This is a genomic window from Paenibacillus taihuensis, from assembly GCF_003386535.1.
GTDB lineage: Bacteria > Bacillota > Bacilli > Paenibacillales > Paenibacillaceae > Paenibacillus_Z > Paenibacillus_Z taihuensis.
Genome location: NZ_QTTN01000006.1, coordinates 177,428 through 203,112 on the forward strand (window position 1 = coordinate 177,428; position 25,685 = coordinate 203,112).

Below are 25,685 nucleotides of genomic sequence, written 5' to 3' on the forward strand. Positions count from 1 at the left end.
AGGAGGAAGAACGGCGTTGTCGAATGAGTAAGGAAATGTATTCCTTTGGTAGGACGTATCCTGGGCCGCAAGCCGCGGGTATGAATTTGAAAGTAGGGGAATGAGCCGGCTCATGATGATCGATGTGTTGGAAGTACAGCAAGCGCTGCGCGCTCGCGGAATCCTGATCTGCTTCTCGGGCAGGTTGTCGCAAGCGCTTATTGCAGAATACGGAGAGGCGGTCAAGTCTTATCTGGAAACGGAGCACCGTCCGCAGAACGAAGTGTACAATATTTTCTCTTTGTTCATCGAGCAAACGCAAAATATTAATAAATATAATGTGGCCAAGGCCGACAGTCCCCATCACGGCCTGCTGCTCTATTCCAGCATTGTGACGATCGGCAAGCAGGAAGAGGCGGGCTATATGGTCTGTTCCGGCAATTTGATTCTTAACGAGGATGCCGAAGCGCTTCAAACTTATCTGGATTCGCTCATTGTGATGGATAAGACGGAGCTTAAAGCGCTATACAAAATGAAGCTCAAAGCGGAGATTGCGCCGGAGGAAACCGGAGCCGGTCTTGGGCTTATCGATATGGCACGCAAATCATCGACGAAGCTGGAATATTCGATCGTCGATCAGAATAATGGGCTATCCTTTTTTACTTTGAAGGCGACTGTACGAGGAGTGTCAGCATGAATCCACTATATGTTGAATCAACCAAGAGCACCCCGGAAGTTCGGTTCGATCCGGCAGGGGGAACGCTCGTTATCACAGGTCAATCCTATCCCGAGAATGCGTTCCGATTCTATGAACCGCTGATGAATTGGCTGGATGACTATCTGGAGCACATGAAGCAGAGCACTGTTGTCACCATCGAGTTGCATCTGCCATACGTCAATACGAGCAGCACCAAGTGCTTAATGCATCTGCTGGAGAAGCTCGACAAAGCGTTTGCAAGCGGCAAAAAGGTCGAGGTTCGCTGGTACTGCGACGAAGAGAATGAAGCGGAGCAGGAATGCGCGGAAGAATTCAAGGAAGACTTGCAGCTGCCGTTCGCCATACTCCCGCGAGGTACAGGCGCGTGAAGGACGAGAGGCTGCAGCGGGCTGCGCCGAAGGGCTTTGTCGATGGGCGGCAGCTGGATATTGGCATTCGCAGGGTAATGGTGCTGGCGAGCGCATTAATTGCGCTATCGATTATTTTGATCGGCTCCTATATCTATCGGGTTACGGAGCAGGAAGCGCTGAATAAGCTGAAGGCGCGTGATCTGCCGACGCTCGCGAAGTCGATCTCCGCACGCGTGGACGGCAGAATCGAGCGGGCGGTGGAAACGTCGCTTACGCTGTCTCACGATCCGTTCGTGCTGGAGTGGCTGTCCGGTGAAGAGAAGGACAAGAGGCTTGCCGACATGATTAGCAAGAAGACAAGCTACCTGCACCAGAAACTCGGCTACAGCGCCACGTTTATCGTAGGCGCAGCCTCCCGCAAGTATTGGAGTTACGACGGCAGCCTGCTGTCCGTGATCAAGAAGGAAGATCCTGCAGACGCCTGGTTCTTCGACACCTTGGCAGCGGGGCGTGAAGTATCCATTAATTTCGATACGAACGAAGAGCTTCATGGTGTATTTGCGTTCATCAACGTGTTGGCCGGCAGCGACCTCAAGCGACCGCTCGGCATCGTCGGCGTCGGGATGAAGCTGGACGGGCTGTCGGAGGAGTTTGATTCGTATAAAGAGGGCAGCGGAATCAATCTATGGCTGACCGGCAGCGACGGGAAAATTTATCTGTCCGACAATGCATCCGATAACGGACGCAATATTAGCGATGTACTGCCCGATTCAGCCAAGAGTCAGCTGTCGGAGAATACCCGCGATCAGAAAGGCGAAATGGTCGTTCTGGAATATGACACGCCTGATGCCGGAAGAGTGGATTTAATCAGACAGCATCTGAAATCGACGGAGCTGCAGCTGTATGTCGAGGTGGAGAGACGGGAGACGACAGGCTTCCTGCAGTCGATCCGCTGGAATACCGCTTTGGCGGCTTTGGTGATCATTCTGGCAACCATCGGCTTCTTCTTCTATATCTCCCGCCGAATGGTCAATCCGTATAAACGGGCGGTGGAAATGAACCGGCGGCTGGAAGACGAGATTGCGCTTCGGACGAAGGAGCTGTCGGAGCGTAATGAGGAGATGCTGGACAGCATTAATTATGCGCGGCTGCTGCAGCAATCGGTTCTGCCGAAGCCGGAGGCTATCGAGAATCTGCTGAGCGCGCCTTTCGTCCTCTGGCGGCCGAGAGATGTCGTCGGCGGCGATTTCTTCTGGGTGAAGAAGCGACACGGCAGAACTTTCGTCGCGGTGGGGGATTGTACCGGGCACGGCGTTCCCGGCGCGTTCATGACGATGCTGGCGTTGTCCGCTCTCAATCGTATTGCAGAGACCGATGCCTGCTCTAGTCCGGCGGATATGCTGGAGGCGCTTAACCGGCTGATCAAGGAAACGCTGCATCGCGAGGGCCAAGAGGAGATAACGGACGACGGCATGTCTATCGGCTTATGCGCCATAGAGCAAGATGGGGCCGTCACCTTTGCCGGTGCGTCCTGCTGGCTCTACCGTCTGGACGCAGAGGGATTGCAGTCGTGGAAGGGCGACCGCCGCGGCATCGGCTATCGGCGTACGCCGGGCGATTACCGCTTTACGAATATTGCGCTGCCGGAAGGCAAAGCAAGAATGTATCTCTTAACGGACGGCTTGATGGATCAGAACGGCGGAGACCGGGATCACTCATTCGGGCGAAAGAGGTTTGAAGAGCTGTTATTGTCCATAGGGGATTTGAAGGAGACGGAGCAGAGAGACAAGATGATTCAATCGCTCGAGTCCTATATGGGCGAAGAACGGCAGCGAGATGATATTACAGTGCTTTCTTTTCTTGTTGGCGAGGAACACGGATACAGAGGGGAATCGGATGAGGAATCTGGAGAAGCATTATGACATCTATCGGCATGAGCATAACGTACTCTTACGGAGCAAGCAGGAGCTGAATCGTTCCGATCTGTCGGCCGACAGTCTGAAAGAGGAGTATGGGCTGTTGCTGCTTGAATATGAGAAGCTGATGAAAATATCCAAGAAGATCGCTTCGATCAGCGATGCGCAGTCAGGCATGCTTCGGCGCCGCGAGAACGATTTGAAGTGTTTGCTGGATCATGCGAATCAAGGCTTCCTGACGTTCGGCTCCAATTTGCGCGTCAATCCTCAGTTCAGCAAGGAGTGTAAACGCATCTTCGGCAGAAGCGTGTTCGGAGAGGATATCGTCGACTTGCTGTTCGGTGCGACGCATGAGGATGTGTCGACGCTTCGCCGGCTGTTAAGCATGGCGCTTAGCGCGGGCGTATCCATGAATGAAGGCCGGCTGCTGCTTGCAAGTTTGCCGGAGCGGGCGGTGATCGGGGAGACCGTCGTGACGTTGGAATACCGGCCAATCGTAGATGAAATGACCGACGATCGGCTGATGCTGCTGATTATTACGGATGTGACGGAACGAATTGCGTCCGAAGAACGCATCCAGTATTTAAGTTACCGGGATGTACTGACATCGTTGTATAACCGCAGCTATCTGGAGCCTGTTCTGAGCTTGCCGCCTGCGCAGGATTGGCTGCCGGTCAGCGTGCTTGTCATTGATTTGAACGGCTTGAAACTGGCCAACGATGTATTCGGGCATCGCGAAGGCGACAGGCTGTTAGTTCGCAGCGCGGAGCTGATAAAGTCGGTGTTCGATGACGAATCGGCGACGCTGGCGCGTTGGGGCGGGGACGAATTTGTAGTCCTGCTGCCCAACACGGACAAGGACGATTGCGCAGCCGCAGCGGCTCGGCTGAAGGCGGCATGCGAGCGGTCGGCTGTCGATCCCGTGCAGGTTTCGATGGCGATCGGATACGCGACGCTGATCGATACCGACGCGCAGCTCATGACTGCTTTTGCAGCTGCAGAGAAGCAGATGTATAAGAATAAGCTGCGGGAGAACCGGATGGTTCGTGCCGAGATGATGAAAAGCGTGACTTCCGCTCTGTATGCCAAACGCGTCGTGGAGATCGACTATCAGGAGCGGCTGGCCGGGCAGGTTGCGAGGTTCGCCCTTTGGGTCGGCATACAGCCGGGCTCGCATGATATGAAGGTGCTGGAAGCGTTGGTCTCGATGCATAATGTCGGTTATTTGGCTCTTCCCGAAGACATTTTGCTCAAGCACGGTTCATTAAACGACGAGGAATGGGAGATCGTGAAGAGCCATAGCGAGATCGGCTACCGGATGGCCGCTTCCATCGGCGAATGGGCTCTTGCCGAAGCGATTCGAGGCATGCATGAGCATTGGGACGGCAGCGGGTATCCCTATGGACTGTCACAGGAGCAAATTCCTTATCTATCCCGTTTGCTGGCGATTGCGGATGCGTACGATGTGATGACACATGATCAGGTATACAAGCAAGCCCTATCCCCGAGCGAGGCACAGCGCGAGATCGAGGCACAGGCCGGCCGGCAGTTCGATCCTCGGTTGGCGGCCGCTTGGCTGGCCTTCTTGCGGGGAGGCTGCCGGGAATAATACTGGTTATGTTAGCTGAAGCCCGAACATGCGAAGACGTGTACTGAAGTGAGGATCGCTTAGGCGATCAGCACGGCAGTCACGTCTTTCTCTTTGATATCCCATCCTGGGCTTGCAGCTGAGAGTCGGATATCCCGACTCTCAGCCTCGCAGGCGGCGCGAAACCGGGCGCTCACAGCTGCAATGACTCTCTTTTGGCACAGCCGCTTCCTTTTGTCACACTCTAAGCTTCGGCAGCGCCAGCTCATGCAGCTTCCCCTTCGTAAACCGAAACAGCGCAATCAGCACTATCGCAGCCGTCGGGTAGAAGGCGATGGAATAATAGAGCTTCCAGCCGGTGTAGTTCAGCACGCGGTTCTGGACGCACAACCATTCGAAGAATAGCGAGAAAGCGGTCCAGCAAACAACGTACCCGATGGTTTTCTTCCCATACAGCTCGAACTTATCATATATAAATAGGAAGATCACGGAGCAACAAGGATACATGAAGAAATGATACAGCGCGCCCGAAAGCTCATACGTCGGATTATCGCCAAAGTAGTACAGATGGAACGGAGTCGCAATAAAGAAGTAATCGATGGTTGCCACTAATACCAAGTTGTACATCCAGATGACGACAATCATTGCAAGGGAGAAGTACTTGCGAATGGGCAAGAAGACGATTAAGGCGATAGCGGCGGTGATAATGAAGTACCATTCGTTCCAATCGAACTTCACGTTCATGCCGTATGATCTCCTTTGAACAAAATGATGCGAAACAGCTTCATGCATACGATCAGAAAAGGCAATGTGATCACCCAGAGCGCAATCGTCCACCAGGCTCTCCAATCGGCATGTATGAGTATGCCGGACACATGATCCAATCCATCCAGCGCGGATAAGAGAAGGATAAAGCCGATGTATAGAGCGAACTTCCGCAGGAAGGTACTCATCCGAAGCAGCAGCTGCAGGAAGACGACCATAAGCACCGGGTACAGCACGATTCGATTAAGGAAATGAGCGGCTTTTGGCGTGAACATGTCGGGAATAATCAAGGTTTTGAAATTCATGAAGCAGAGGGCGGAGTAGTTCTGATAGACATAAGAGGCCATCCACCAGCACACGAAGATTTCAAGCATGTGCATCGTTCTTCGTGTTTTCATGAATACAAATAGAACAGCTGCATTCATTAAGATGTACAAGAACAGAAGCATCTCTTACAACCCCTTGTTACGCGCGGTATGATACCCCATTTAGATTATCCAGATTTTTCAAACCCATTCCTTGGGCATGATGGATCTCGTTCGTTGACGCCTCTGCAAAATCTAAGTTAAGATAATCAAGCAACTTGCAACCGATTACAGCAGGAGTAAGGAGGCTCACCATGTCCAACATCCCGCACGACCTCAATCCATATTCCCTTGAATATGCCGCGAAGCTTGATGAACAAGACAAGCTTGCACGCTTTCGCGATGAATTTTACTTGAGCCCGGATTCGATTTATATGGACGGCAACTCGCTTGGCCTACTCTCCAAACGCGCCGAGCGGACGCTGCTCGAAGTGCTGAACGCCTGGAAAATCCAAGGCATCGACGGCTGGACGCAGGGCGAGAACCCGTGGTTCTACTTTGCAGAGAAGCTGGCGGCTATGAGCGCGCCGCTTGTCGGGGCATCTCCGGAAGAAGTGATTGTAACGGGCTCCACGACGGTGAATCTGCACCAGCTGGTCGCTACGTTCTATAAGCCGCAAGGCACGCGTACGAAGATCCTCGCGGATGAGCTGAACTTCCCATCCGATATCTATGCCCTGCAAAGCCAGCTGAAGCTGCACGGCTACGACCCGGCTGAGCACCTTATCCGAGTGGCAAGCCGCGACGGCCGCTTCTTGAGCGAAGACGATATTATCACTGCGATGACGGACGAGGTTGCGCTTATTGTGCTGCCGACGGTGCTTTACCGTAGCGGGCAGCTGCTTGATGTGAAGCGCCTGACGGACGAAGCGCATAAGCGCGGCATTCTGATCGGCTTTGACGGCTGCCATTCGGTCGGCTCCATCCCTCACCAATTTACCGAGTGGGACGTTGATTTTGCCTTCTGGTGCAATTATAAATACCTCAACAGCGGACCTGGCGGCACGGCGAGTCTGTACGTCAACCGCAAGCACCACGGGACTTCTCCGGGTCTCGCAGGCTGGTTCGGTTCGCGCAAAGATAAACAGTTCGATATGGAGCATCAGTTCCATCAAGACGAGACGGCCGGCGCATTCCAGATCGGGACGCCGAACCTGCTCAGCATGGCGCCGCTCCTCGGCTCGCTCGAGCTGTTCGCGGAAGCGACGCTCGAGAAGCTGCGTCAGAAATCGCTGCACATGACGCGCTATATGATGGAACTGATTGGTCAGGAGCTGGGCGGATTCGGCTTTACGCTTGGCAATCCGACTGAGGATGAGCGCAGAAGCGGGCATGTTAGCCTAGAGCATCAGGATGCTGCGCGGATCTGCAAAGCGCTCAAGGAGCTGCAGCACATCGTGCCGGATTTCCGTGCGCCGAACATTATTCGTCTGGCACCTGTTCCGCTCTACACGAGCTACAGTGATGTATGGGAAACCGTGCAGCGCCTGAAGACGATCATGGCGGACAAACAGTACGAGAAATTCGCCAATACACGTGATGTCGTCGCATAAGATGGAGGTGAGGGAGCCACTATGACGTTGATTGATATTTCTCGCCCGCTCCAGAATGGAACGCCGACTTGGCCGGGGGACACCGCCTTCTCCTATGAAGTGAGCTGGTCCAAGGAGCAAAGCGGCTCGGTGAACGTAGGCAAGCTGACGATGAGCATTCATACAGGGACGCATATCGATTCGCCGTTTCACTTCGACAACGATGGCCGCAAAGTGATGGAGCTCGACCTGCAGCTCTATATCGGGCCGGCGCGGATGATCGATGTATCTGGCCGCTCAAGCATTGGTGCAGATGATCTGGCTGCGTATGATCTGGAAGGTGTTACGCGTCTGCTTCTTCGCACAAACTCGTGGACGAACGCCAACGAGTTTCCGGCTCAAATCACTTATTTGAGAGCAGATCTGGCGCCGTTCCTGCATGCGCGAGGCATTCGCCTCATCGGGGTCGATGTACCTTCGGTCGATCCGCTGGATAGCAAAGAGCTTGCGGCCCATCACGGCCTGCATTCCCATGACATTCACATCCTGGAAGGGCTCGCGCTCGAGCACGTTGCACCAGGAGATTATGAACTGATCGCGCTTCCGCTCCCGCTTACAGAAGCGGATGGCAGCCCGGTACGTGCAGTGCTTCGACCATACACAACATAGTTAAAGGAGTTACGAACAGATGGCCGACACGCCAACGCCTAACCCTACGCCTTCACCAACACCACAAAATAACGAAAATCTCGTATCGGACTTCTCGAAGTCCATGTCTTACGGTGACTATCTGCACCTGGATCAAATTCTGTCCAGCCAGCATCGTCTGTCTAATCACCACGATGAAATGCTGTTCATCATCATTCACCAAGCGAGCGAGCTGTGGATGAAGCTGATTCTGCACGAGCTGACTGCCGCTCGCGCCAGCATTCAGCAGAACAATCTGGAGCCGGCTTTCAAGATGCTTGCGCGCGTCTCCAGAATCCAGCAGCAGCTGATTCAGTCCTGGGATGTCTTGTCCACGCTGACGCCTGCGGAATACATGGAGTTCCGTCATGCGCTCGGCAGCTCTTCCGGCTTCCAGTCGTACCAGAACCGGCTCATCGAATTCATGCTCGGCCTCAAGAAGCCGACTGTGCTCGATGTTTACGGGCATCAGACAGAGCTGCACAAGCAACTCACTGATGCGATGAACGAGCCGAGCATCTACGATGCGGCGATTGGCGCGCTTGCGAAGCGCGGCCTTCCAATTGACCAAGACTATCTGCAGCGCGATTGGTCGCAGCCTTATGCCGAGAACGACAGCGTCAGAGAAGCTTGGCTGACGGTGTACCGCGACGTGGATCAATATTGGGATCTGTACGAGCTCGCCGAGAAGCTCGTCGATATCGACAGCCGCCAGCAGCAATGGCGCTTCAACCATATGGGAACGGTGGAGCGGGTCATCGGCTTCAAGCGCGGAACCGGCGGTTCATCCGGCGTCGATTATTTGAAGCATGTCGTGGGCCAGCGGTATTTTCCAGAGCTGTGGAGCCTGCGTACGGTTCTATAATAGTGTAATAACAAAGCCCCCAATCTCGCAGCATCGCGAGATCGGGGGCCCTTCTTTTGCCAAACCACTAACTGATCGCTTCCATCTTCTGCGCCGAATACAGCTTGTAATACCTTCCGCGCTTCGCGAGGAGCTCATCATGCGAGCCGCTCTCGGCAATGCCCTTGTCGGATACGTACATAATCCGGTCGCAATTCTTCACCGTCGAGAGGCGATGCGCGATGATGAACGATGTCCGCCCTTTCAGCAGCTCATTGAGCCCCTTCTGGAGCAGCCGTTCTGTCTGGGCGTCGATGGACGAGGTCGCCTCATCGAGAATGAGAATGCGCGGATTCGCAAGCAGCGTTCTAGCGAACGAGATCAGCTGCCGCTGACCTTGCGACAGCTTCGAACCGCGTTCGTTCACCTCGGTCATGTAGCCGTTCTCGAACTCGCGGATGAACTCGTCGGCGCATACCGTCTTCGCAGCCGCAATGACCTCTTCCTCCGTGGCATCGAGCTTGCCGTAGCGGATATTGTCCATGATCGTGCCGGAGAAGATGAAGCTGTCCTGCAGCATGATGCCCATCTGACTGCGCAGCGACTTCAGCTGAATCTCGGAGAGATCATGGCCGTCGATGAAGAGTTTGCCGCCCGTAATGTTGTAGAAGCGCGAGATCAGGTTCACGACCGTCGTTTTGCCTGCGCCTGTCGGACCTACAAGCGCAACGCTCTGGCCCGGTTTGACGTCGAACGACAGCTTCTCCAGAATATTAACGCCGGGGTCATAAGCGAAGGTCACATTATCGAACGTCACGCGGCCTTGGATTGGCGGAAGCTCCCGCGCACCTGGTTTATCGCTGATGGTGACGGGTTCGTCAAGCGTTTCGAAGATCCGCTCCAAATAAGCGACGGCGTTGACGAAGCTGTTGTACAAGTTCGAGATGTTCAATATCGGCTGCCAGAAGCGCGCCGCGTAACCGCTCATCGCCAGAATGACGCCGAATGTCGCTTCTTTCGGTCCAATCGCCAGCAAGCCGACAAAATAAATCGCCGCCGTCACGATCGTCGACAAATTATCGACCGAGAACGGGACCAAGAAGTTAATACGCATCGATTTCATCCATGCGGAACGGTAGTTCGTCGCCAGACGCGTGAATGTGCCTTCGTTATGCTGCTCTCGGGTGAAGAGCTGGGTGACGCGAATGCCGCTGATGCTCTCCTGCAGATAGGCGTTCAAGTTAGAGCTCTTATTCGAGATGTTCTGCCATCCCCTGCGCTGCTTCTTCTTAATCGTCAGGATGACGACCGCGAAGACAGGCAGTCCTGCGAGGATAACGAAGGACAGTCTCACGTCAACGGCGAACATGAATATCGCGATGAAGAGCAGATTCAAGATTTCGAGTACAAAGTTGATAATACCGTTAGAAAGTACGTCGGACACGGAGTTGACGTAGTTGACGACGCGGATAAGGATCTTACCCTGCGGGCGATCGTCGTAATATTGAAATGGCAGCTCTTGCAGATGCTTGAACAGGTCCGTACGGATATCGTAGATAATATCTTGACCGACGCGGGTCATCATCCGCGAACGGATGGTCGCGAGAATGACGCTGACAATGATCGTTGCGAAGATGAGTGCGGACCAGCCTAGCAGCGCCGTCTTATCCTTGGCAGGAATCGTCACGTCCACGATATGCTGGATGATGAGCGGCGCGGAGAGCGCGATGCCGGCCGACAGGGCGCTAAGCAAGAATGCAATGATCATTGGCTTCTGCTGCTTGCGAATGTAGACGAGCGCGCGCCGGAAGTGCTTGATGTTAAACGGCGATTCCAGGTTCTCGTCGATATCGAATTTATTTCTTGCCATACTGGATGGACGCCTCCCTTCCGATGCCCTCGTTCTGCAGCATGAATACGTCGTAGTAATATCCTCGCTTCTCTAGAAGCTCGGCGTGCGTGCCTTCCTCAATGATGCGGCCGTCTTCGATAATAAGAATCCGGTCCGCCTTCGCTGTCGTAGACACGCGCTGCGCGATAATGATTTTCGTACAAGTGAAGTCAAGCTCGCGCAAGCTTTGCTGAATATGCTCCTCCGTCTCGAGATCGACGGCGGACGTCGTATCGTCGAGGATCAGAATCGGCGGCTTGACGGCGAGCGCCCGCGCAAGCGCGATCCGCTGCTTCTGTCCGCCCGACAGGCCGACGCCGCGTTCGCCGACGATCGTATTGTAGCCTTCCGGCATCTTCGCGATGAAGTCATGCGCCGCAGCCAGTTTGGCGAAGCTCGTCACGTCCTCCTCCGGCATATCCGGATCGCCGAAGGCGATATTGCCGTCGACCGTATCGGAGAACAACAGCACATCCTGCGTCGCCACCCCGATGTTGCTGCGCAGCTCGTCGAGCTCCAGCTTGCGCACGTCAATGCCATCGACGAGTACGCGTCCTTTAGTCGCATCGTAGAAGCGGGGGATAAGGTTAATAAGCGTCGTTTTGCCCGAGCCTGTCGCTCCCATAATGGCGATGGTTTCGCCGGGATCTACGCTGAAATTAATATTATCGAGCACCGTTGCACTGTCATACTTGAAACTTACATTTTCAAACTTGATGTAGCCATGGTAACGCTTCTTGCCTGCCGCGTTGTGTTCATTGACGATGTCGGGATTCGCGTAGTAGACCTCGATGATTTTGCTCAAGCTGGCGAAGAAGCGCTGAATATCGTTGATGACGATACCGATCGTGCGCATAGGGTTAGATAGGCCCCAGATCAGCGCGGAAAAGGCGGAAAGCTCGCCGAACGTAATGCGCCCATTCATGACGAATAGACCGCCGACAAGCATTAGGATAACAAGGAACGCTTGAGAGAACGTTTCTAAGTAAGGGAAGTAATCCAGCCAGACAAGCGCTGCGGCTTTGTTGGCCTTGGAATAATTGACGTTCTTCTCCGTAAACTTCTGGATTTCGTAGTCCTCGCGCGCGAACGCTTTGACGACACGATTGCCGGCAATGTTCTCCTGCGTGATTGTGTTCAGCTGGGAAAGCTTCTCCCGCAGATCGACATACATCGGGCGTACGCGCCGTGCGAAGATGAACGCAACAATGCCGATTGGAGGCGATAGCAGAAGCAGCCATAACGTCAGTTCGGCGTCGATGAAGAAGAAGTAGACGACCGCCGCGATGAATACCGTCAGCGATTCGATGATCGTCTTCATGATCCACGCCAAGGAGTGACGTACCATCTCGATGTCGCCCGTCATCTTGGTCATAAGGTCGCCGGTGCGGTTCCGGTCGTAATATCGCATATCCTGGCCTTGAATCTTGTTGTACAGATACACGCGGATGCGAAACAGCATGTTCTGCGAGGAACGCTCATACAGAAGGGTTGTGAAATAAGCGAGGCCCGTTCTAAGCAGCGAGAAGCCGACCATGCCAAGCACAAGGCCGATGAGCAATCCCTTTTCCGTCGCCAGGTGCTGAGCCGCATCGTTTCCCGCAATAAAGTGATCTACGATGCGCTGACCGATGTAAGGATTAATGATAGTAAGCGAGCAGCCTATGACCGACATGCAAAGCGCGAAGATATACCCTGCCCGGTCCCCTTTCAAGTTGTGCCAAAGCCATTTGAACTGAAACATGTCATCACCGATTTCCGTTTTAGTCTGAAGTGCCTTCGAAAAACTAAAGGAAATTATAGCACAATTGTAAAGGAATGGGCCCTCTTGTCGCATTTTTGCAGGTTTAGTTTGGGGAGGTATATTTTGGGTCCGTTAGGCGGCGGGATTAGCTGGGTAGCGGGGGCGAGAGAACATATACGTTCTCTCGGGGGTGAAATCGCGTGGAATCGGAGCTGTGAGAACACGTATGTTCTTTCAGCGGCAGATTATGCCTGAATGATGGCTTAGCTTAGATCGAGAGAACACATACGTGCTCTCAGGAACGGAAACGCGCGAAAAAGAAATCGAGAGAACGTATCCGTTCTCTCGGAATTTTGATCATGGCTTGTGACTCATTTAGCATTGTCTGGTCTGGTATATAATGGTTGTAGAAGCGTACGGGAACTATGGAGTGGGAAAAAGAAAGGGAACGATTTATGAAGATGAATTCAAAGTTTGCATGGTGTAGGCGGTGGGTGTCACATACTGCCGTGATTTTGGCTTTAGTGCTGATTCTGAGCTTAATGGCGGTTTCTGGTCCGCTCAGCGTGAATGCGGCTGCAAGCAGCACCAGTATAGTCAGTGGCGGTGTCATTCAGCATCCCTACTTAACCATTCAATTCCAGAAGCAGGGAGTTCCGGCTTCCATTAGACCGGGTATGAGTAAACAGCAGGTGGATAAGCTGCTTGGTACTCCTGCTGTAGTAGAAAGCGACAGCTTCAGAGGTTATTTCTATTCCATGGCATCGCTGATGATAGGCTATCTAGATGGTAGAGTGGCTTCGATTGCCACGTCGACAACCGAAGCATCATTAAATGGCCTTTTCAAGAGAGGAACTCCTGGGACGAAGGTCTTAGCCAAGCTTGGTCAGCCTTCTCAGAAGAATGATTTACGCTATGAGTACGTGTTTCAGATCACAAACGGTAAACTGAAGCAGATTTATGGACAAGCCGTTCCACTGAGCAAAGGTAGGTCTGACGTATACACGTTACGATTCACCGTAAAATCAAACGGTAACATTATAGGCATATCTGTCCAACAATCGGCTTTCACTCAAGCGATGGAAGACCGCATAAATAAGCCGGATCCGAATCGATCAGCCTTTGCGGTTGAAGACATTATTGGCATTAGCAGCGGTGGCGACAAACGGATTTCTCTGGGCATGAACCGTGAAACGGTTGAAGAAAAGTACGGCAAGCCCGATGGACAGCTTTCTTATGGTATGGCGGTCATGGATACCTATGGCACGATATCGGTATTCTATCGGGACGAGATCGTAGCGGCGATCCTCGTTGACCCCAAGGCAGATACACAGACGAATAAAGGGCTTCGTATGCCAGCAAGCCGAAACGAAGTTCTTCGAATGTACGGAGAACCGACGTCTAGTGAGTCGAGCGGTCTAGAGTATCATTTTGAACAGGTTGGAGCTCAGTTACAGTCTATGAATTTCTACAGGTGGGCCGACAGTAAGTATCACCGGAATAATCTATATTCGCTATCCTTCGTTGCCTATGAAGATGACTCTAATCGGATTGAATATTTTATTCTAAATGATTTTGATTTCATTTATGATGAAATGAACATACCGAAGCCCGCAACGGTCTAGGTTAACCCGTCTCCTTGAGGGCTATCATGGATAAATCCAACATAGGAAGGCATTTGGGGCGGAAACGGCGAGCTATAGTGGAAAAATCCATTCATTTTAGCTCGAAATAAGCGAAAATGGCTCATTTCGATAAAAATGAGTGGATAAATCCACTATAGCCGTTGTGCGACAAGGGTTGAGAGCGCCGAAAATGAACCTCAGCTTAGCATTAGGGCTTCAGGTGCGACTAGCGCCCGCCCATATTTCTCGAAAACCTGCCAAGCACCCCCCGCGGTGCTTTTTTCTTTACCTATCAATAGCAGGAAACCTGTCGGAAAAAGTCGAATAAGTTGTGAAGCTTATTTCTAACTTTGAAGGAGAACGTAATGCCGTTCACACGAATCAATCAAGAGAACTTGTACTACGAATATCATCGGGCGAGCGGCACGGAGCACGCTGCAGAAACGATCGTGATGATTCACAGCCTAGGAACGGACCTTAGCATCTGGAACTGGACGATTCCATATCTGCAGTCGCGTTACCATATTCTCGTATATGATGTCAGAGGTCACGGCGAGAACCAGCCTCTAGGCGAGGACGACGACATGACATGGCGGCAGCTGTGTGATGACCTTGCTGGCCTGCTGGCACATTTGCATATTGGTCGTTTTCATCTCGTCGGTCATGGGATGGGCGGCTATATCGGATTGGAATTCGTTCGCGAGTATCCCGGAAGGGCGCTAACGCTCTGTTTGTTGTCCGTACCGCTGTATTATCCGGTGACCGTGATGCCGATATTATCGGGAGACCGAACGCAGACCGTACTCGAGAGCAACTCGATTATGCCGGTTGCCGAGCGCTTACTGAGCGCTGCTTGCCACCGTGTCACTCCGGACAAACAAGAACTATTATATGAAACGTATCGTAAAGTGAACTTCCGCCGCTACGTGCAGATTCGAGATCGGATTACAGCCTATATCGCCGCGCAGCAGATAGGTCCAGTCGAGCTTCCTGTGCTGTTTCTAGGTGGGGAATATGACAGGCTGTTCCCGCCAAGCGTGCTGGCGTTAGGGACGATTTTGCTGCAAAACTACCGGTTTCTCGTCGTTCCCGACGCGGCTAACGCCGTTCAGCTGGATCAACCAGCGATTGTGGCGCAGTGGATTGACGAGCATATTCGGAAAGCCGCAGAGGCGCCTGAGATTCAGGTGGTAGAGAAACTGTCCGCTCATATGCAGAATCAGATCAAAGATTTCGTAGAGCAGGTTCGCCAGCAAAATGAATCGACCACCACGCTCGAAGTCGAAGTCATGGGTAATTTTCGCGTCTTAGTCAATCGGCAAGTGGTAGCAGGAGAATGGAATCAGCGATACGCCAAGCGGCTCCTCGTCTATCTGCTGTTCCATCCGTCGGTCACGAGAGAGCAGCTGTGCGATGTGCTGTGGCCAGAAGCGGAGCTGTCCAAGGCGAAGAACAGGCTTCGCGTATCGCTCAGTTATTTGAAGAGCCTGCTGGACAAGCATACGGGCGGGGCGAATCCGCTCCTCGTCGCGGACCGCGAGTACATCCACTTACGCGGCAATATCAAATGCGATCTGCAGGATCTATTGGAGAAGCTGCAAGCGACAGCAGCCGAACCGAACACGAAGCGCAAAGCGCTGCTCAGCCGAGATATTCTCGACAAGACCGCGTATTCGCTGGCTACGGGGATCTTCGACAATTGGCTGCTTGCCATTATCGAGAAGGTGGAGCATAAGTTGGAGGAGCTTGCGCGCTGGACGGTGGAGTACTACGAGCAAAACAACGATCGTCGCCAGTCGGAGCGATATAAGAAGTTCATCGACCGATTCGTATAAGAAAATCGTATAAGCAAACCCTCGGTTTCCTCGTGAAATCGGGGGTTTTTCTTATTTCGTGGACCGCCAGATTAATGATAGTGTAACGGTCGGTTTGCTAGAATGTGTGAGTCTAAGGTCAAGAGTTCTCTGGAAAGGGATTACATAGAATGCTAGAGCAATTAGAACTATTTCATGGGTTATCCCATGTCGATCAAGCGAGATTAATCGGGAAGCTTGTAACCGAGCATTACAAAGCGGGTGCGACCGTATTCGAGCACGGGGATGCCGGAGACAGCATGTACATCGTCCGAAGCGGGCGAGTCGAGCTGTTCACGGTTGCGCCAGACGGCCGTAAACATTCACTCACAGTGCTAGGGGAAGCGAGCGCTTTTGGCGAGATGGCTTTACTGACGGGAGAGCCGCGTTCGGCGTCGGCGATTACGGTAAGCGATACCGTGCTGCTGCGGATGAACGTCGATACGTTTCAGGAACTGGTGGACGAATATCCTTCGTTCTCGGCTTATTTTATCCGGCTGCTGTCACAGCGTCTCGTTCGGACGAATCGCGACTTGGAAGCGTCCAAGGGGCAGAAACAGAAGCACCTGGTCGAGGAGCTGGAAGCTCTACCGGATTCGCTTCGCTGGTGTCTGCTCTCGGCGTCAATTGTACCGGCATTCCACAACCAATGGGCGGAGCGGGATTATGGAGTGGCCTCGATTCATGAAGCGCTGGCAGATCGCCCGCTGTGGCAAGCTTATGTCCAGCCTTTGGATGATGGTCCGGATTGGTTTACCATCCATAGCTCGGTGAAGAGCACGTTAGCGGAAGTATATGTGAGCAGCTACGGAGTTCGGGCGAAGACAGAGCTGCTGAGCCGGACGGGCCAGCGGTATCTGGATGACAACAAGCTGTTTTACGCTGTGCAGCTCCATGTGGAGCAGGGCGATTGGGCGACGGCGCTGGAGCTCATGCGGAATTTGGGGGATGAACACTCCGGCAATTCCGGCAAGTCCTGGAATCCCGGCATCCCGGATGAAGAGCTTCGAGTACTCCGTCTGCTGGACGCCTGTCCGAACGAAATGCTTTTTCGCGAGTATGATCTCTACGTTACTTATTTGAAAATCGCTCTGGAGGAAGAAGCTCGGGAGAGCGAATTGGCTAGGCTTGAGCAGGCACTCGGCCAAAGCTCGGTCTACTTCTCAGGCACGCAGACCGTTCAATTGTATGAGGTTGCAGCGGAGTTTTGCCACCGGCTTCAGCATCATCAGAAGGCGATGGAGTACTTGCAGCTTGCGGCAGCGGCGACCACAACTGCACCGGATCATCAGGAAGAAGGACGAAGCTTCCTTCTCGCCAAGCAAAATCTGGATCTGCTAATAACGGCAGGCAAGGCGGAAAATGCAGTCAAATGGTGGACCCGGAGCCGATTCACGGGCTGGATCGCAATTGCTCTTGCCCTCGCGAGCGTCGGGTTCTTCCAGTGGTCGCCGCCTTTCGGGGGCTTGTCTCATGAGGGCATGGTATTCATCGGCGTCGCGCTTGCCGCGGTTGTCCTCTGGATCGTCAACATTATTCCGGATTATCTCGTCGCGCTGTTCATGGCGATGTACTGGGTGCTGGCGAAGTTGGTCACGCCCGAGGTTGCCTTATCTGGCTACGCCTCTCCGACGTGGATCTATATGCTATGTATTCTTGCGCTGGGCGCTGCCATTTCGAAGTCGGGCATTTTGTACCGAGTGTCACTATATGCGTTAAAAGCATTCCCCAAGCACTACCAAGGTCAGCTCTGGGGGATGATCGCCAGCGGGCTGCTGCTGAATCCGCTCATTCCGTCGTCGTCTGCCAAGGTCGCACTTGGCGTGCCGATTGCCGGAACGGTGTCGGAAGCGATGGGATTCGCACCTCGAAGCAAAGGCTCGGCAGGGCTGGGGCTTGCGGGCATGATCTTCTTCGGATTTACAGCGCCATTCTTCATGACCGGATCCTATACGAACGTCATGGCTTATAGTTTGGCTGGCGACGGAGAGGAAGTGACGTGGCTCAACTGGTTCGTGTACGCCTTTCCTGCGCTGCTCGTCTTTCTAGCCGGTATGTGGCTGTGGATCACGATGCGTTACAAGCCCAAGAAGGGCGAGAAACCGACCGTGTCCGAAGGGGTGCTTGTGGCGCAGCTTCGGATTCTAGGCAAGCTGACCAAGGAAGAGAAAGTGACATCGGCCGTTACGCTTGGCTGCGTAGCGCTTCTGATGCTTCAGCCTATTCATCATCTGGACAACGCATGGGTGATGCTGCTGGGATTCTCGGCGCTTGTCATAGGCGGCGTGCTTGATACGAAGACGCTCCTGAATCGAATCGATTGGACGTTTCTGCTCTTCATCGGCATCGCGTTTAGCTTCGCGGCGGTTGCATCCGAGCTCGGCATTACCGAGGTGACGACTCACTGGGTGGGGGCGTTCATGAAGCCGTTTATGGGGAACCCGGCATTGTTCCTCGTTGCAGTCATCGTCATCTCGTCTTTGGTAACGCTGGTCGTGCGGGATGATCCGGCGGTTATTTTGCTCGTCATCTCCATGCTGCCTTTAGCGCAAGAGGTTGGCATTCATCCGTGGGTGCTCGTATTCGTTATTTTGCTATCCACCGATCCGTTCTTTTTCACTTATCAATCGCCAACGTACCTAACGGCGTATTACAGCACGAACGGGAAGCTGTTCAATCACCGGCAGGCCCAGCTGGTTGCTGTTGGGTACATCATTGTCATCGCTGCGCTTGCGGTCGCGTGTATACCGTATTGGAAGTGGCTTGGGCTGATTCAATAGATTGTCATTCATAGAAGGAAAGGGGATTTGATGATGCAAAGGGCAAGGCAGATGGTTTGGAAAATCGTTCTGGTAGTCGCGCTGGCGGTCCAGGTGTTGGGATTTATAGGTGGAGGGCCGGCTAATGCGAGCAGCAATGCATGGTCGAGCTTGGGAGCCGGGCTTAACGGACAGCCGCGTGCGATTGCAGTCTCCGGTACAGATGTTTATGCAGGCGGAGTATTCACCACGGCAGGCGGCAATACGGTTAACCGTATTGCCAAATGGGACGGCAGTCAGTGGTCCTCCCTCGGCACGGGCATGGATTTTCATGTTTTTGCGGTAGCTGCAGCGGGAACCGACGTCTATGCAGGCGGTGTTTTTGGAACTGCTGGCGGGGTTGCGACAGGGCCCATTGCCAAATGGAACGGAAGCAGCTGGTCCGCTTTAGGTTCCGGGCTTAGCGGTACGGTCTATGCAATTGCTGTGTCGGGTACGGATGTATATGTTGGCGGCTCAGCACTATACTTGAATGGCAATTCTGCGGGCAATATCGCGAAATGGGACGGGACAAGCTGGTCCAGCCTCGGGACAGGTCTTAATAACGCAGTCTACACGCTTGCTGTATCAGGCACGGATGTTTATGCAGGCGGAGATTTTACGTTGGCAGGCGGCATTTCGGCAAGTCATATCGCAAAATGGAACGGGAGCAGCTGGTCCGGTCTTGGAACTGGAGTTAGCAGTACAGGCAGTAGTACGGTCTATGCGATGGCTATATCAGAGAATAGCATTTACGTAGGAGGAACGTTCACCATAGCGGGCGGCGCTTCGGCAAGTCGTATCGCCAAATGGAACGGGAGCAGCTGGTCGAGCCTCGGCAGCGGAGTCGACAACACGGTTTCCGCATTGGCTGTGTCGGGCAATTCCCTGTACGCGGGCGGTGATTTTATTACATCTGGCGGCATCCCGGTTGGTCGTATTGCGACGTGGGATGGCAGCAGCTGGTCCAGCCCTGGCGCTGGTGTCAACGGCTCGGTTAGTTCAATAGCCGTATCGAATGGCGACGTCTACGCAGGCGGAGGTTTTACAGCAGCGGACGGAAACTCGGCGAACTATATCGCGAAGTGGACAACCGCTTCGTCGGTGACGGCAGTTCCTGTTATAACAGGTACGGTACATGCTGGAGATACGAGCGTAACAGGTACCGCAGCAGCAGGTGCGACTGTCACTCTCAGTGTGAACGAGGTACCTGCGGCTCCGGTTACGGCGGTCAATGGCAATTGGACTGTGTCTGGATTGACGCTGGCCCCAGGCGATACGATCAGCGTTACTGCACAGTCGGCAGGCGAGATTATAAGTGCGGCAGCAACGGCAACTGTGGCAGCGCTTATTACGAATATCGCAGCATTCGATAGTGTTGCGAATGTATCAGCGGGGACAGCGGGATCGGCTGTTTATGCCGATGGGGACGCGGTATCGGCGGCGTTGTTGGCGAGTCATGCGACCGTGTTGGCGAATGACGGCACGATTACGGTGCCTGTGACGGGATGGTTAGATACGGATGGATATGACGCATCGGTTGCTGGCAGCTACACGTTCACGGCGACGCTGGGTAGCTTGCCAGTGAATACAACAAACACGGGTGGTTTGACAGCGACAGTGGAAGTCGTCGTATCGCCGAGAGACATCACCGCGTTTGATGCGATTGGTGATGTGTCGGCAGGAACGGCGGGTTCGGCTGTTTATGTCGATGGGGACGCGGTATCAGCGGCGTTGCTCGCTAGCCACGCAACAGTAACGGCAAACAACGGCGCAATCACGGTGCCGGTAACAAGCTGGACGGATACGGATGGCTATAGCGCGTCGGTAGCTGGTAGTTACACCTTCACGGCGACGCTGGGCAGCTTGCCTGAAAGTACAACAAACACAGGCGGGTTGACGGCGACAGTGGAAGTCGTCGTGTCGTCGAGGGACATCAACGCGTTTGATGCGATTGGTGATGTGTCGGCGGGGATAGTAGGAGCGGCAACATATATTAGTGGAACAGCAGTATCGGCTGCATTATTGGCGAGCCATGCGACAGTGGCTGCAAACGGCGGCACAATCACGGTTCCGGTAACAGGCTGGACGGATACGGATGGCTATAACGCATCGGTCGCGGGCAGCTACACCTTCACGGCGACGCTAGGTAGCTTGCCTGCAAGCACAACAAACACGGGTGGTTTGACAGCGACAGTGGAAGTCGTCGTGTCGCCGAAGAACATCACGGCGTTTGATGCGATTGGTAATGTTTCTGCTGGAACTGCGGGTTCTGCAACGTACACCGATGGAACATCAGTCTCAACGGCATTGCTCACTAGCCACGCAACAGTAACAGCCAACGGCGGAGCAATCACGGTACCAGTAACAGGCTGGACGGATACGGATGGCTATAACGCATCGGTCGCAGGCAGCTACACCTTCACGGCGACGCTAGGTAGCTTGCCTGCAAGCACAACAAACACGGGCGGTTTAACAGCGACAGTGGAAGTAGTCGTTGCTCCTAAAGACATCACTGCGTTTGATGCGATTGGTGATGTATCGGCAGGAACTGTTAGTTCTGCAACGTACGCTAATGGAGCAGCGGTATCGACTGCATTATTGGCGAGTCATACAGCGGTAACGGCAAACGGGGGCACAATCATGGTGCCGGTAACAGACTGGACGGATATGGATGGCTATAGTGCGTCGATAGCTGGGAGCTACACATTCACGGCGACGTTAGGCAGCTTGCCGGCAAGTATAACGAACACGGGCGGTTTAACAGCGACAGTGGAAGTAGTCGTCGCTCCTAAAAACATCGCCACCTTCGATGCAATTGCAGACATCGCGGCAGGAATGGCAGGAGCGGCAACATATGCCAATGGAACATCAGTCTCATCCGCATTGCTCGCTAGCCACGCAACAGTAACAGCAAACGGCGGCACAATCACAGTGCCTGTGACAAGCTGGACGGATACGGATGGCTATAACGCAACGGTCGCGGGGAGCTACACCTTCACGGCAACGCTAGGCAGCTTGCCAGCAAGCACAACAAACACGGGCAGTTTGACAGCGACAGTGGAGGTAGTCGTGTCGCCGAAGAACATCACCGTGTTTGATGCGATTGGTGATGTATCTGCAGGAACAGCAGGCTCGGCTACCTATGCTGATGGAACATCAGTCTCAACGGCATTACTCGCTAGCCACGCAACAGTAACAGCCAACGGCGGCACAATTACTGTGCCGGTAACGGGCTGGACGGATACGGATGGCTATAGCGCGTCGGTAGCTGGGAGCTATACCTTCACGGCAACGCTAGGCAGCTTGCCGGCAAGCAGAACAAACACGGGCGGTTTAACAGCGACATTGGAAGTCGTCGTGTCGCCGAAGAACATCACGGTGTTTGATGCGATTGCTGATGTGTCGGCAGGAACAGCAGGCTCGGCTACCTATGCCGATGGAACATCAGTCTCAGTGGCATTGCTCGCTAGCCACGCAACAGTAACAGCCAACAACGGCACAATCACGGTGCCGGTAACTAGCTGGTACGATAAAGACGGCTACAACGCAACCGTCCCAGGGAGCTACACCTTCATGGCGACGCTAGGATCTTTGCCAGCAAATACAACAAACACGGACAACCTCACAGCGGGAATAGAAGTTGTCGTCGCTCGTAAAGCTGGCGGCTCAACAACGCCTGTAACTGACACTCCTGTAACGTCAACAGATGGCACACTAGTGCTCCCTGCTGGCAAGAGAGGCACGGTTAGCCTGGAGAATGAGGTCGTTATCTCCATTCCAGCCAACGCTACAGACAAAGAGCTGAGGTTAACGATAGAGAAACTGTTGAATACGCAGGAGCTTCTAACAGATCGGAACATGTCAGCGAGCTCCATATTTGAGATTTTGAAAAACTTCGCGGAAAACTTCCATAATCCAGTCACCCTCACTTTATCATTTGATCGGGCAAAATTGAGCGGTGATCAATCGGTAGCGGTGTTCTATTTTGACGAAGCGAAGAAGGAATGGGTCGAGGTTCCAGGCGGTAGAATCAACGAAGATCACATTACCGTAGAGGTCAATCACTTCACAAAGTACGGGGTATTCGTAATGGGGCAGCCGAACATAGATCCACCGCCGCTCAGCTTAAAAGACGTCGCTGGCCACTGGGCTGAAACGAACATTAAGCGAGCAATCAACAGTGGAATCGTCGCAGGTTACCCAGATGGAACATTTGCGCCGAATCGAACCGTAACTCGTGCTGAATTTGCTGTGATGCTGATGAATACGCTGAAGCCGATCAGCGAAGGGGTGACATTTGATTTTACCGATAAAACACAGATCGGAAGCTGGGCGCAGCAAGCTGTCGCACAAGCGGTTCAAGCAGGCATTGTTCATGGTTACAAGGATGGTTCTTTCCGTCCGAACGCCGAAATTACACGCGCAGAAATAGTGGCCATGATTGCCAATGCGCTTAAATTGAACACCACGTCAGTTAGAGCAACTGGCTTCGCGGATGACAAGAACATTCCGAGCTGGGTGAGAGGCGCAGTCACAGAAGTCCGCGAGCTGGGGCTTATCGAAGGTAAGAACAATAACATTTTCGATCCAGCCGGAGATGCGACTAGAGCTGAGGCAGTCACGATTCTACTGAGAATGTGGGATTATCTGAAGCAATCAGGCAATTCATAAACCGAGGAAAGGCACGGAGTAATCTTCCGTGTCTGTTTGTTTTCATCATTTTAGTAGTCGAGGGGTTAAACAAAACTTTCTCCCCACCCTAAAATGTTTGATTGGACACACCCCTGGCCAGGTTGTTAATCTGAATTTTGGCAAAAACAACCTACCTCAAAGGACGGGGATCGCATTTGGAACGGGAAAAGTTAGCGAAAGAAATCTACGATACTTCGCATCTTACCGGGGTATTCAAGCTCAGATCGGGCAAGACGTCGGATCAGTATTTTGACAAGTACTTGTTTGAATCGAACCCGGCTTTGTTGGCTGAAGTCGCCGAACAGCTGGCGCCGCTTATTCCGGAAGGTACGGAAGTATTGGCCGGATTAGAAATGGGCGGTATCCCAATTGCAACAGCGTTATCGTTGAAGACAGGCATCCCCGTTGTATTTGTACGCAAAAAAGCCAAGGAGTACGGAACGTGTAAACTGGCAGAAGGTATGGATATACAAGGTAAGAGGATTTGTATCATTGAGGATGTCGTTACAACCGGCGGGCAAATTCTGCTAAGTGCCGAGGATCTGAAGCAGTATGGCGCTAAGGTCAAAGATGTGATCTGCGTGATCGAGAGAGAGGAAGCGGGAAGAGCAAACCTGGAGAATGCCGGATTCGTATTCCGGTCTTTATTCAGGATGGAGGAGCTGCTGACTGTTTGATCGAACATCCATCAAATGAGGTAATTTCAATGACAACAATTTATGTACGTGTGCGTCACTGGCAGTTCTGGTATGGAGCTGGATAGAGCGGATGACGAAGTATATTACAGCGCGATTGAATCGTTTATTAACGGTAGCTTGGACGTAGGCTACAGCTACATCTATCCGCGAGATGAAGAAGACTTGCTTCATCAAGTCGACCATTTTACTCCAAAGAATGACAAGGGCCACAAGCCGATTTATATATTTGTCTGGTCCAAGCTTTCCCTGCATTGGGACGTTGCCAGTATTACAGACATTGTAAAAGTATTAGCGAGCGAATTCCTTCACATGTCAGTAGAAGAAGTGCAATTGATAAGAATAGCAACCTATGAAGAAACGAAGCTTGCATATGAAAGGGATTACAAGCCTTATGCTCCACAATAAGCACAACACATGACTAGAACAAGAAGAGGGGCGATTATGCCCCTCTTTTTTGAATATTGCATACAAAAATATCCAAAATACATGCTAAAATAGACAAGAGTTTCCATCATGCATCATATAACATCCAATACACAAAAGCCGGAGGATACTGCTCATGTCGAACGAACCACGATTGCCGTTGGGGATTAGCCGGATGCTGAAGTACAGTTTCCAACTCTACAAGCAGCATTTTGAGAAACTATTCTTACTCTCTCTATTCTATTTCGGGCCGATCTACTTGGTTATGTATCTGCTAATGCCCGCTGCGATGGAGCAAAGCAGTACGAGTCTAAATAACTTGTATCACATCTTCGCAGGCGGTGCTATCGATCCTACGTGGCAGCGAGAAACGCTGGATACAGGTGCGTTTGTGAGCATCGTAAGAATGGTCTTGTTCTCCCTGTTCTCCATCCTGTATGTTGTTCTGCTAGGACCGGTATTCGCCGCTGCGAACGTCTTCTTGGTCCAGGCTGTATTCAATAGAGAAGCGCCTATGTCCATCAAGGAAGCTATAAAACGAGCATTTCAGCGTTTCGGTGCACTGCTTGGCAGCAGCTTGTTGTTCGGTCTCATTATCTTCGGTATCGGAATCGTTACTATGATTTTGATCGGGATATTGTTTGCTATTGGTGCTGGCGGAATTTATGCCAGCGGCGGCGGGTCAGTCGGAGGCACAGTCGTTGGCGTAGTTATTAGTTTCATCTTGATCTACATTGGCGTTCTTCTGCTATGGTCTTACTTCGTTATTCGCTGGATGTACTACTTGCCGGTTACCGCTTTGAGAGAAGAACCGCTCGGGCTAGGCCGAAGCTGGGCGCTTACGCGAAGCAGCTTTTGGCGGTTATTCGGGGTTATGTTCGTGATGAACCTAATCGTGGGAATCTTTTCAGTTGTCGTTGAGCCGTTATTTAACGCAATAATCGGCTCGGAAGGTTTAGCGACGATGCTGGGACAGATCGTGCTGATTCTTCTAAGAATCGTGCTCTTTCCGCTTCCAGTCGTGCTGTATGCCGTTAGCTTCTTTGACTTGAAAGTACGCGAGGAAGGCTAGAAGTATTGGAAAGTCACGCCATCGCTCGGGATAATTGAACGCTCTAGCACTAGTGGCTGGGACTTTTCCCCCGCAACTGCTGCAACCGAACAAGGACCATATATTCCCTACCCAAGAACCCGCGAACGGCGGTCACTATCGC

The 25,685-nt window shown here is 52.8% G+C and carries 18 protein-coding genes; 14 read left to right on the plus strand and 4 right to left on the minus strand.

Features of this window, described 5'->3' with window-relative positions; translation table 11 throughout:
- The first annotated feature begins 112 nt into the window (after positions 1-112).
- Genes A8990_RS07400 through A8990_RS07415 form a run of 4 tightly spaced genes read left to right on the plus strand, consistent with a single transcriptional unit; the run spans position 113 to position 4,572 of the window.
- A complete protein-coding gene (locus tag A8990_RS07400) occupies positions 113-676 on the plus strand; it encodes a SiaB family protein kinase (protein ID WP_220376788.1) in 564 nt (187 codons plus the stop codon).
- A complete protein-coding gene (locus A8990_RS07405; RefSeq protein ID WP_116188370.1) occupies positions 673-1,065 on the plus strand; it encodes a DUF1987 domain-containing protein in 393 nt (130 codons plus the stop codon). The genes A8990_RS07400 and A8990_RS07405 overlap by 4 nt, the downstream gene beginning before the upstream one ends.
- Positions 996-2,969 (plus strand): SpoIIE family protein phosphatase, encoded by a 1,974-nt coding sequence (locus tag A8990_RS07410; protein ID WP_116188371.1) that lies wholly within the window; start codon positions 996-998, stop codon positions 2,967-2,969. Before A8990_RS07405 ends, A8990_RS07410 begins: the two co-directional genes overlap by 70 nt.
- A complete protein-coding gene (locus A8990_RS07415; protein WP_181909446.1) occupies positions 2,944-4,572 on the plus strand; it encodes a bifunctional diguanylate cyclase/phosphohydrolase in 1,629 nt (542 codons plus the stop codon). Before A8990_RS07410 ends, A8990_RS07415 begins: the two co-directional genes overlap by 26 nt.
- A 216-nt stretch (positions 4,573-4,788) precedes the next feature.
- Here A8990_RS07415 and A8990_RS07420 read toward each other — a convergent pair whose 3' ends face one another.
- Positions 4,789-5,295: a hypothetical protein gene (locus A8990_RS07420; RefSeq protein ID WP_116188373.1), complete on the minus strand. Its 507-nt coding sequence runs from the start codon at positions 5,293-5,295 to the stop codon at positions 4,789-4,791.
- A complete protein-coding gene (locus tag A8990_RS07425) occupies positions 5,292-5,765 on the minus strand; it encodes a hypothetical protein (protein ID WP_116188374.1) in 474 nt (157 codons plus the stop codon). Before A8990_RS07425 ends, A8990_RS07420 begins: the two co-directional genes overlap by 4 nt.
- Before the next feature lie 170 nt (positions 5,766-5,935).
- Here A8990_RS07425 and kynU point away from each other — a divergent pair, with 170 nt between their 5' ends.
- The 3 genes from kynU to kynA are packed head-to-tail and all read left to right on the plus strand — an operon-like array spanning position 5,936 to position 8,765.
- Complete coding sequence (gene kynU, locus A8990_RS07430; protein ID WP_116188375.1) at positions 5,936-7,234, plus strand: kynureninase; 1,299 nt, start codon at positions 5,936-5,938, stop codon at positions 7,232-7,234.
- A gap of 21 nt (positions 7,235-7,255) precedes the next feature.
- The gene (gene kynB, locus A8990_RS07435; protein ID WP_116188376.1) at positions 7,256-7,882 is read left to right on the plus strand and encodes an arylformamidase; all 627 of its coding nucleotides are present in this window, start codon (positions 7,256-7,258) and stop codon (positions 7,880-7,882) included.
- Between the two features lie 19 nt (positions 7,883-7,901).
- Positions 7,902-8,765 (plus strand): tryptophan 2,3-dioxygenase, encoded by an 864-nt coding sequence (gene kynA, locus A8990_RS07440; protein WP_116188377.1) that lies wholly within the window; start codon positions 7,902-7,904, stop codon positions 8,763-8,765.
- Positions 8,766-8,832: 67 nt separating this feature from the next.
- Here kynA and A8990_RS07445 read toward each other — a convergent pair whose 3' ends face one another.
- Together A8990_RS07445 and A8990_RS07450 are read right to left on the minus strand one after the other, a co-directional pair.
- Entirely contained in the window at positions 8,833-10,614 is a 1,782-nt protein-coding gene (locus tag A8990_RS07445) for an ABC transporter ATP-binding protein (protein WP_116188378.1), read from the minus strand.
- Positions 10,601-12,379 (minus strand): ABC transporter ATP-binding protein, encoded by a 1,779-nt coding sequence (locus A8990_RS07450; protein ID WP_116188379.1) that lies wholly within the window; start codon positions 12,377-12,379, stop codon positions 10,601-10,603. Before A8990_RS07450 ends, A8990_RS07445 begins: the two co-directional genes overlap by 14 nt.
- 425 nt (positions 12,380-12,804) lie before the next feature.
- Between A8990_RS07450 and bamE the strand changes: the two genes are divergently transcribed.
- The 7 genes from bamE to A8990_RS07485 all read left to right on the plus strand — a co-directional run bounded on the left by bamE (position 12,805) and on the right by A8990_RS07485 (position 25,543).
- Complete coding sequence (bamE, locus tag A8990_RS07455; RefSeq protein ID WP_116188380.1) at positions 12,805-14,004, plus strand: outer membrane protein assembly factor BamE domain-containing protein; 1,200 nt, start codon at positions 12,805-12,807, stop codon at positions 14,002-14,004.
- 365 nt (positions 14,005-14,369) lie between these two features.
- Entirely contained in the window at positions 14,370-15,839 is a 1,470-nt protein-coding gene (locus A8990_RS07460) for an alpha/beta hydrolase (protein WP_116188381.1), read from the plus strand.
- Between the two features lie 149 nt (positions 15,840-15,988).
- Entirely contained in the window at positions 15,989-18,637 is a 2,649-nt protein-coding gene (locus A8990_RS07465; RefSeq protein ID WP_116188382.1) for an SLC13 family permease, read from the plus strand.
- A 30-nt stretch (positions 18,638-18,667) separates the two neighbouring features.
- Positions 18,668-23,329, plus strand: a complete 4,662-nt coding sequence (locus A8990_RS07470) for an S-layer homology domain-containing protein (protein WP_116188383.1) — start codon at positions 18,668-18,670, stop codon at positions 23,327-23,329.
- A gap of 176 nt (positions 23,330-23,505) precedes the next feature.
- Positions 23,506-24,027, plus strand: a complete 522-nt coding sequence (gene pyrE / locus A8990_RS07475; RefSeq protein ID WP_116188384.1) for an orotate phosphoribosyltransferase — start codon at positions 23,506-23,508, stop codon at positions 24,025-24,027.
- Between the two features lie 72 nt (positions 24,028-24,099).
- Complete coding sequence (locus A8990_RS07480; RefSeq protein WP_116188385.1) at positions 24,100-24,453, plus strand: hypothetical protein; 354 nt, start codon at positions 24,100-24,102, stop codon at positions 24,451-24,453.
- Between the two features lie 154 nt (positions 24,454-24,607).
- Positions 24,608-25,543 carry a glycerophosphoryl diester phosphodiesterase membrane domain-containing protein gene (locus A8990_RS07485; RefSeq protein ID WP_116188386.1) on the plus strand — a complete coding sequence of 312 codons (936 nt, stop codon included), beginning with the start codon at positions 24,608-24,610 and terminating at the stop codon, positions 25,541-25,543.
- Positions 25,544-25,685 lie beyond the last annotated feature (142 nt).

Coding starts and splice junctions, on each gene's coding strand:
- A8990_RS07400 (WP_220376788.1), top strand. CDS start 113: ATGATGATCGATGTGTTGGAAGTACAGCAAGCGCTGCGCGCTCGCGGA.
- A8990_RS07405 (WP_116188370.1), top strand. CDS start 673: ATGAATCCACTATATGTTGAATCAACCAAGAGCACCCCGGAAGTTCGG.
- A8990_RS07410 (WP_116188371.1), top strand. CDS start 996: ATGCGCGGAAGAATTCAAGGAAGACTTGCAGCTGCCGTTCGCCATACT.
- A8990_RS07415 (WP_181909446.1), top strand. CDS start 2,944: ATGAGGAATCTGGAGAAGCATTATGACATCTATCGGCATGAGCATAAC.
- A8990_RS07420 (WP_116188373.1), bottom strand. CDS start 5,295: ATGAACGTGAAGTTCGATTGGAACGAATGGTACTTCATTATCACCGCC.
- A8990_RS07425 (WP_116188374.1), bottom strand. CDS start 5,765: ATGCTTCTGTTCTTGTACATCTTAATGAATGCAGCTGTTCTATTTGTA.
- kynU (WP_116188375.1), top strand. CDS start 5,936: ATGTCCAACATCCCGCACGACCTCAATCCATATTCCCTTGAATATGCC.
- kynB (WP_116188376.1), top strand. CDS start 7,256: ATGACGTTGATTGATATTTCTCGCCCGCTCCAGAATGGAACGCCGACT.
- kynA (WP_116188377.1), top strand. CDS start 7,902: ATGGCCGACACGCCAACGCCTAACCCTACGCCTTCACCAACACCACAA.
- A8990_RS07445 (WP_116188378.1), bottom strand. CDS start 10,614: ATGGCAAGAAATAAATTCGATATCGACGAGAACCTGGAATCGCCGTTT.
- A8990_RS07450 (WP_116188379.1), bottom strand. CDS start 12,379: ATGTTTCAGTTCAAATGGCTTTGGCACAACTTGAAAGGGGACCGGGCA.
- bamE (WP_116188380.1), top strand. CDS start 12,805: ATGGAGTGGGAAAAAGAAAGGGAACGATTTATGAAGATGAATTCAAAG.
- A8990_RS07460 (WP_116188381.1), top strand. CDS start 14,370: ATGCCGTTCACACGAATCAATCAAGAGAACTTGTACTACGAATATCAT.
- A8990_RS07465 (WP_116188382.1), top strand. CDS start 15,989: ATGCTAGAGCAATTAGAACTATTTCATGGGTTATCCCATGTCGATCAA.
- A8990_RS07470 (WP_116188383.1), top strand. CDS start 18,668: ATGATGCAAAGGGCAAGGCAGATGGTTTGGAAAATCGTTCTGGTAGTC.
- A8990_RS07480 (WP_116188385.1), top strand. CDS start 24,100: ATGGAGCTGGATAGAGCGGATGACGAAGTATATTACAGCGCGATTGAA.
- A8990_RS07485 (WP_116188386.1), top strand. CDS start 24,608: ATGTCGAACGAACCACGATTGCCGTTGGGGATTAGCCGGATGCTGAAG.